General features: G+C 36.6%; 5 protein-coding genes. 2 read left to right on the forward strand and 3 right to left on the reverse strand.

Annotated features, from left to right (window positions below; genetic code table 11):
* Positions 1-8 precede the first annotated feature (8 nt).
* Positions 9-2,174 (reverse strand): S9 family peptidase, encoded by a 2,166-nt coding sequence (locus tag Q0X66_RS08060; protein ID WP_297705079.1) that lies wholly within the window; start codon positions 2,172-2,174, stop codon positions 9-11.
* 165 nt (positions 2,175-2,339) lie between these two features.
* On the opposite strand from Q0X66_RS08060, the gene Q0X66_RS08065 reads away from it, so the two are divergent.
* Positions 2,340-3,662, forward strand: a complete 1,323-nt coding sequence (locus tag Q0X66_RS08065; RefSeq protein WP_297705081.1) for a hydroxymethylglutaryl-CoA reductase, degradative — start codon at positions 2,340-2,342, stop codon at positions 3,660-3,662.
* Positions 3,659-4,600 carry a GYDIA family GHMP kinase gene (locus Q0X66_RS08070; protein WP_297705083.1) on the forward strand — a complete coding sequence of 314 codons (942 nt, stop codon included), beginning with the start codon at positions 3,659-3,661 and terminating at the stop codon, positions 4,598-4,600. Before Q0X66_RS08065 ends, Q0X66_RS08070 begins: the two co-directional genes overlap by 4 nt.
* Positions 4,601-4,688: 88 nt before the next feature.
* Here Q0X66_RS08070 and Q0X66_RS08075 read toward each other — a convergent pair whose 3' ends face one another.
* Together Q0X66_RS08075 and Q0X66_RS08080 are read right to left on the reverse strand one after the other, a co-directional pair.
* Positions 4,689-6,809 carry a SurA N-terminal domain-containing protein gene (locus Q0X66_RS08075; protein ID WP_297705085.1) on the reverse strand — a complete coding sequence of 707 codons (2,121 nt, stop codon included), beginning with the start codon at positions 6,807-6,809 and terminating at the stop codon, positions 4,689-4,691.
* A 91-nt stretch (positions 6,810-6,900) separates the two neighbouring features.
* Positions 6,901-8,046, reverse strand: a 1,146-nt coding sequence (locus tag Q0X66_RS08080) for a hemolysin family protein (protein ID WP_297705087.1), incomplete at its 5' end; no start/stop codon positions are given.

Genomic DNA, 8,046 nt, shown 5'->3' on the forward strand with positions numbered 1-8,046 from the left:
TTGGTTTGTTATAGATTGTTCTTTATAAAAATGGTCATTTTGGTATATAGATGTAATCTGGTATTACCCCCCTTAATACTATGGTCTTTGTCGGGATATATTGCCCAGTCAAATTGTTTGTTGGCCTGTACCAGGGCTTCAATCATGCGCATACTGTTTTGCACGTGTACATTGTCATCACCTGAGCCGTGCACCAACAAATAATCTCCCTTTAATAGTTGGGGATAATTAAAAGGTGAATTCTCATCGTAACCTCCCGGATTCTCAGCCGGGGTTCTCATGAATCGTTCTGTATAGATAGAGTCATAAAACCTCCAATTGGTGACAGGTGCAACGGCAATAGCTAATTCAAAAGTATCGTTGCCTTTCAGGATGCAGTTTGTAGACATATGCCCGCCAAAACTCCAGCCCCATATCCCAGTTCTATCCGGGTCTATAAAAGGGTATTCACTTAGTTTTTTAGCTGCCGCAATTTGATCCTCAGTTTCATATTTCACTAAATTCAAATAAGTTGCCTTCTTAAAATCACGTCCCTTAAAACCGGTACCCCTGCCATCCACGCAAGCAACAATATACCCCTGTGAAGCCAGAATCTGATGCCAATAGTCATTTGAGCCCATCCATGTATTGGCTACTTTTTGAGAGCCCGGCCCGCTGTACTGAAACATTAATAAGGGATATTTTTTGGAAGGATCTAAATCTTTTGGTTTCACCATCCACATGTTCAATTCGTTGCCATTGATAGACAGTTTAGAAAATTCCTTAGGGCTTAACTCATATTGCGCCAGTTTGCTTACAAGGCTATTATTGTCTAAAATATCTTTTAATTTATCTCCCGATGCAGCCTTATGCAATGTGAATTCAGGAGGTGTAATGGAATTGGAAAACCCATTTATAAAATAAGTAAAATCTGCACTAAACTCGGCAGAATTGGTTCCTTCTTTTGAAGAGAGCCTCTTCTTATGCTTACCGCTTCTTTCAATACTATAGATATCTCTGTTTATTGATCCATTCTCTGTGGACTGGTAATAGACTCTATCCTTCTTTGGATCATATCCATAGTAATCGGTAACTTCCCAGTCTCCATTGGTAATCTGGTGCAATAGGTCCCCGCTTTCAGAATATAAGTAAATGTGATTATACCCATCCTTTTCACTGGTCCATATAAAGCTATCATCGGCCAGAAAAGTGAGGTTATCTGAAATATCTACATAAGCATCGTCTTTTTCCTCAAGTAAAAGGGATATTGAGCTATTTTGCAGGTTTACGGTATATAAATTTAATTTATTTTGGTGTCTGTTTAATGTTTGAACACTTATATAATTCGGATTGTTCATCTGATTTATCCTGGGTATGTAATATGCATCCGGGAGTGAGATTTCTGTAATTTTCTCTGATTCAATATCAAAGGTATGCAACGTAACTACAGAATTATTTTCCCCGGCTTTGGGATACTTAAAGATATTTTGAAAAGGATATAAGTTTGTTCCATAAACATCCATCGCATATTCAGGAACAGCAGTTTCATCAAATCTTAAAAAAGCAATTTTTGTCCCGTCTGAATTCCATTCAAAAGCCCTGACAATTTTAAATTCCTCTTCGTATACCCAATCTGCAATGCCATTAATAATCATATTCCTCTCTCCGTCTGAGGTCATTTTTAATATTTTTCCATCGGCTATATTAAAAAGATACATATTATTATTGTTGGCAAAAGCTACCTTTTTACCATCCGGTGAAAAAGTGGGTTCCTGAATCCATGTATCTGATATTTGCGTTATTTCTTTGGTGACAGTATCATATATATAATAGATACCCAATTTAGAACGTCTGTATATTGGAGTCTCTTCTGTTGCCAGTAATATTTTTGATTCGTCTTTACAAAAGGTATATGAGCTAAATGCCGCTTTTGAAGTTAAGTCCTGTGAAGAGACAACAGTTTCTATCTTCTCTAATGTATTATAATCGTATTTATCAATGCTGACAATACCTTTGGCTTTATCTGTATTTAAAACTGTGTAGTGTTTGCCATTTTTTAAAGGATAAATGGCTTCCATGCCCTCGGTTGCATATGCTCCTGACCAAAGCTCTTCCAGAGAAATCATTTTTTGTTGAGCTGTTGAGTAATTTAAAAAGCAAATGGCAAGAAAAATAAGAACGAGAGATTTATTCATAAAATCTTAAAAATTGATTATAAACTCCCAAGTTTACTAATATTTTTGCGAAAAAAATAACTTTGAACTTAAAATATTGCAACTTTATACCCCAAGACCTCGAATAAAGAAACCCCTTGGCATAATTGTGTAATCACTATCTTTGCCCTCATAGAACACTAGCCTATGAAAACACCGATCCAGGGTTTTTCCAAACTTTCCAAAGAAGAAAAAATCAATTGGATTGCCGATAATTATACTGATAATTCGGATACCACAATAGGAATACTTAAAAAATACTGGAATAAAGATAAAGGGTTACAAAAACTCCATGATGAATTTATAGAGAATACGATCAGTAACTATTACCTGCCTTTTGGAATTGCTCCTAATTTTCTTATTAATGACGAATTATATGCCATCCCTATGGCTATTGAAGAAAGTTCTGTTGTTGCGGCTGCCAGTAAAGCTGCCAAATTCTGGCTGGATAAGGGCGGATTTAAGACTATCGTACTAGGTACCCAGAAGATAGGGCAGGTGCATTTTATCTTTAAAGGTTCTACGGAGAAATTACAAGTATTTATTGATGAAATAAAGCCAATATTAATTGGTGATACTAAATCCATCACCCGAAATATGGAAAAACGCGGGGGTGGAATAACATCAATAGAACTAAGAGATTTGACTCATAAACTTGATAGCTATTATCAGTTGCATTGTAAGTTTGAAACCCTTGATGCTATGGGTGCAAATTTCATCAACTCCTGTCTGGAGCAATTAGCTACCACCTTGAAGAGAGAAGCCCAAAACTATAAGTTGTTTAACAAAGATGAACAGCAAATAGAAGTCGTTATGAGTATTCTTTCTAACTATGTGCCGGAATGCCTTGTTCGGGCCGAGGTAAGATGCCCCATTAATGATCTGGAGGTGGAACAGTCTGTTTCCCCAAAAGAATTCGCAGAAAAAATGGTGAGGGCAGTTAATATCGCTAATGTTGAACCTTACAGAGCGGTTACCCATAATAAAGGAATAATGAATGGGATAGATGCCGTTGTTCTCGCCACGGGCAACGATTTCAGGGCGGTAGAAGCCGGAATACATGCTTATGCAGCAAAAGATGGATCTTATCGAAGCCTTACGCATGCCTCTTTGGAGGATGGTATTTTTAGATTTTGGATAGAAGTGCCACTGGCTTTAGGAACCGTTGGAGGGCTTACCAGATTACATCCCTTAGTAAATCTCGCTCTGGAGATTTTACAAAAACCATCAGCCCGTGAATTAATGCAAATTGTTGCAGTGGCCGGATTGGCTCAGAATTTTGCCGCAGTCAGATCATTAGTCACAACAGGAATTCAGGAGGGTCACATGAAAATGCATTTGCTAAATATTCTTAATCAAATGAGTGCCTCAGATGATGAAAAGAAAACTTTGGTAGCTTATTTTAAAAAGAATGCCGCCACTCATAGCGCAGTTGTTGAAGCACTTCAAAATTTACGAAACAATCTATGACGCAACATTTTTACAGCAATGGTAAGTTGTTGCTTACCGGAGAGTACGTAGTTCTTGATGGCGCGCTATCCTTTGCCCTGCCTACTAAATACGGGCAAGCCTTAACGATAAAAGAATTAGATTCACCAGTGATCTTATGGACAAGCCTGGATGAAAAAGGTGAAATATGGTTTCATACCTCTCTGCAATTAGAATTTTTTAGGAACCCGGAGGTGGAAATTCCAAATGAAGTGGAAAATCTATTTACATCTACAGATAAGGTGTCCAAAATGTTATTAAAAATTCTGCTGGAGGCCAAAAGGTTGAACCCGAATTTTTTAAATGGGAAAATGGGATATGAAGTACATACAACCCTAAGCTTTCCAAGAGATTGGGGACTTGGATCTTCCTCTACTCTTATCAGTAATATTGCACAATGGGCAAATGTTGATCCTTATGCTCTTTTGTCCGAAACATTTAATGGAAGTGGATACGATATTGCCTGTGCACAGCATAATCGTCCAATAATTTATCAAATTAAGCGTGGGGAACGATTTATAAAGGAAATTGAATTTATCCCTCCATTCAAAGACGATTTGTTCTTTGTACATCTAAACAGAAAGCAAAACAGTAGAGAAGGGATTACCAGATATAAGAAACAGGAATTTGATAAAGAAACTTTAATTAATAAAATTTCAGAACTAACAGAAGAATGTATTTGTTGTACTGAAATAACCAGATTTAAGGAATTGATGAACATTCATGAATTGCTTTTGGCAGACATCCTTAATCTGACACCTGTAAAGGAAAAGCTATTCCCTGATTTTGAAGGGTCTATAAAAAGTTTAGGGGCATGGGGCGGAGATTTTGTACTTGCCATAGGTGATAAAAATACTCCTGAATACTTCATTAACAAGGGATATAAAACTGTAATTCCATTTGCGAAAATGATATTATAAAAAAACCTCTCATAAGAGAAGCTTTTTTATGCTAACGACACTTTAGAATCCTTTTCTAAAAAGTTTTTAACGGTAAACGATATAATTCTTAATAGAAAGTTGCTCGGTTATCTATAATCTCTGAATTTTCCTTTAAGGCATTGTACACACTTGTATTTACCCGGGTACCGTTTGAAGCCTGCAGAGAATTTGCGAATGTGGTATAATTTTCCAGCTTAGGGCCTTCATTTTTATTGGTTACTTCAATTTTAAATACTCCGGTTTCACCTTCAATAAGATCTGAAACACTACCCTGAGCCATGGCGAATGCAGTGCCCACAACTAAAGGTTCTCTACCGGCGCCCGGTATTGTAGGAGTTTTAACTGTTAATGAAGAGGCTGTAGATATATTAGTATTATTGCCTGAAGCTAAATCCTCAATAGATTTCCCCTGGTTTTGAGAAATAATTTTTGCAGCTTTTTTTACTTTGCGAATCTTTGGAAGGACATTAGCTGAAGCATCTTCAACAGACATTAAACCTTCTTCATACTTCGCCGTTAGCTGCACAACGGCATAACCGTTGCTAATTCCAAACCTCTTAATATCACCTATTTCTGTTTCCGAATTAAATGCCCATTGAACAATAGATCGTTGGTTAGAAAGTCCTGGAAGGTTTTCGTCCAATTGATTTATTTTATTAACTGGTCTTACCAAGTATTCATTTTCTTTTGCCAAATCGGAAAAAGACTTCTCTGATGAGGTTGCTGCCATTTCAAATTTAGTCGCATCTGTAAACAGTGTATTTAATGTCTCGTTTGAGGCCTCAATTTCCCTGCTTAGAGTTGCCAGCTGTACAAGATCTTCCTTATCATCTACACGTACAATATGATAACCAAATTCTGTTTCAACTAATCCAATATGGCCCTCCGCATTTCCAAACGCAAAATCATTGAACTTAGGTGTCATTACCCCTTCTTGAAAGTAACCAAGGTCACCCCCTCTTGGGGCAGAAGGCCCGTCGGAATTATCTCTTGCGAGTTGGGCAAAAACGGCTCCTTCGGCTTTAGCTTGTTTTACTAAATCATTTGCTTTGGCCTCGGCTTCTTCTTTGGTTCTCTTGATTTCTGGGTTTGCTCTTTCGGCTCCTTCCCAAGTGATCAGTATATGACTGGCCTTTACAGATCCATTTGGCTTTTTGTTCACCATTTTGGTGATTTTAAAGCTTTCGCCATCCTGATAAGGTCCAAATAAATCCCCAATATTTAAGGCCATTAGAGTATCCGCAAATTTTATAGGAAGTTCATTTTTCGACTTAAAAATAGTATCGAATTTGCTATCAGAATTTCTATCAAGAAAAGCAGCGTTGTCTTTTGTATTTCTAAATCCCGGAATAGTATCTGTTTCATCGCGTTCTTCAAAATATTCTACAGTATCACCAAGAAGTTTTGTTATTTGATCTTTTATGGCAGTCTCATCTGCAATAGAAGCCTTATCTTCAAAATAGACAAATTGAATATCTCTGGAACTTTGCTGCTCGTATTCTTCCGTATGTGCACTAATATAGTCCGAAATTTCTTTTTTTGTAATAACAAAAGAACTATCAGGAATGGAGGTGTAAGGAATTCTCACATATCTTATATCTACTTTATCGGTAGTTAATTTATAATCTAATTCTCCTTCTTTCAAAGTGGCACCAACTCCTGCTCTTATTAAATTAAAATACGTTTGTTCCTTTGAGCTTTGAATGATAGTCTCTTCATCCTGCAACCAATCTTCATATTGTGCAGGGGCATTAATTTTCAATTCAGCAATAAAATCCCGAAATTTTGTTTCATCAAAGTTTCCATTCTCATCAGAAAATTGAGGATTCTGAGATATCCCGGGGCTGGATTTAATTACATTTATTATCTGGTCCTGTTCAACAGAAATACCCAGATCTTCTATCTGTTGTCCTAAAATAGTGTTCCGTTCTACCTGGTTCCAGACAGAATTTACTAATTGCATGGATGAAGTTGTTGGTCCGGACCTTCTTGATGCTCTCTCAATTTTTCGTCTAAAGTCGTCGACAGAAATTTCATCTCCATTAATTTCACCCACAGAAGACCCAACTTTTCCACCAGAAAAATCATTACTGGTAAAAATTCCAGAAACTACGAATGCAAATAAGGCCATCCCAATGATCAGTATTAAGATAGTTGTTCGTTTTCTAATATTCTCTAGAATTGCCATTTTTTGTTTATTTAAAATCAGTTGGCGAAATTAGTATTTTCCATTAAGAAATAAAAACTTAACGCTTGCTATCTGGTTCATATTTATAGGACTAATCCTTTTCCAGGACCTGAAGTGATACTAAATCTATTTTTGTGTTGGAAACTTCCAGGATTGTAAACAAAAAATGCTCTACACATATTTCAGAATTCTGGTCAGGGATCTCACCTGTCTCATTCACTATTAGTCCGCCAAGTGTTTCGTATTCCTCGCTTTCGGGAAGTTCCAGCTTGTATTGCTCATTAAGGTAATCTACTTCCAATCTGGCAGAAAATTTATAGGTATTACTATTTAGTTGCTCTTCCAGTAGATCTGTTGAATCATGTTCATCCTCTATTTCGCCAAAAAGTTCCTCCACAATGTCTTCAACGGTCATTATTCCGGAAGTACCACCATACTCATCGAGCACTAAGGCAATACTTTTTCGTTTTTTCGTCAACACATTAAGAATATCCTGAATTAACATGGTCTCCGGCACAAACTCTACAGGCAGCAGTATACTTTTAATTAATTTAGGCTTCTTAAATAGCTCATAAGAATGGATATACCCAATAATGTTATCTATCGTGTCTTTAAAGACTAATATTTTTGATAAGCCGGTTTCTGTAAAAAGTTTAGCCAGGTTTTTAGGAGTTTCATGTAATTCCACTGCTATAATCTCAGTCCTGGGAACCATAACTTCCCTTGCCTTTACTGCAGAAAATTCAAGTGCATTCTGAAAGATCTGAATCTCAGAATCTATCTCATCCTCTTCCAACACAGTTTCCATTTGTTCTGTAATATAGTCCCCTAATTCAATCTTGCTAAAAGCCAGTTGTACTTCATCACCGTCTGTCTTAAAAAAGGCCTTGAGAAGTACATCGGAGACTTTAATGACAAAATCAGAAATAACGGAAAACATCAAATAAAAAAAATAAGCCGGAATCGCGAAAAATTTAAGAAGTTTATTCGCATAGATCTGAAAAAGTACTTTGGGTAAAAATTCTGCTGTAAGCAAAATAATAATTGTGGATATTAACGTCTGTGTCAAGAGGCTAAAATCTGTAAGCATAAGTTCAATAAAGTTATTGTCTGCAGGTAATTTGGTTTGGAACCAATTCATCAATAACTCTCCCATATACAGTCCATATACCACCAGAGCAATATTATTTCCGATAAGCATGGTAGCAATAAACTTTGAAGGTTTATTGGTTAAGCG

It is taken from the genome of uncultured Eudoraea sp., from assembly GCF_947260015.1.
GTDB lineage: Bacteria > Bacteroidota > Bacteroidia > Flavobacteriales > Flavobacteriaceae > Eudoraea.

Coding starts and splice junctions, on each gene's coding strand:
- Q0X66_RS08060 (WP_297705079.1), bottom strand. CDS start 2,174: ATGAATAAATCTCTCGTTCTTATTTTTCTTGCCATTTGCTTTTTAAAT.
- Q0X66_RS08065 (WP_297705081.1), top strand. CDS start 2,340: ATGAAAACACCGATCCAGGGTTTTTCCAAACTTTCCAAAGAAGAAAAA.
- Q0X66_RS08070 (WP_297705083.1), top strand. CDS start 3,659: ATGACGCAACATTTTTACAGCAATGGTAAGTTGTTGCTTACCGGAGAG.
- Q0X66_RS08075 (WP_297705085.1), bottom strand. CDS start 6,809: ATGGCAATTCTAGAGAATATTAGAAAACGAACAACTATCTTAATACTG.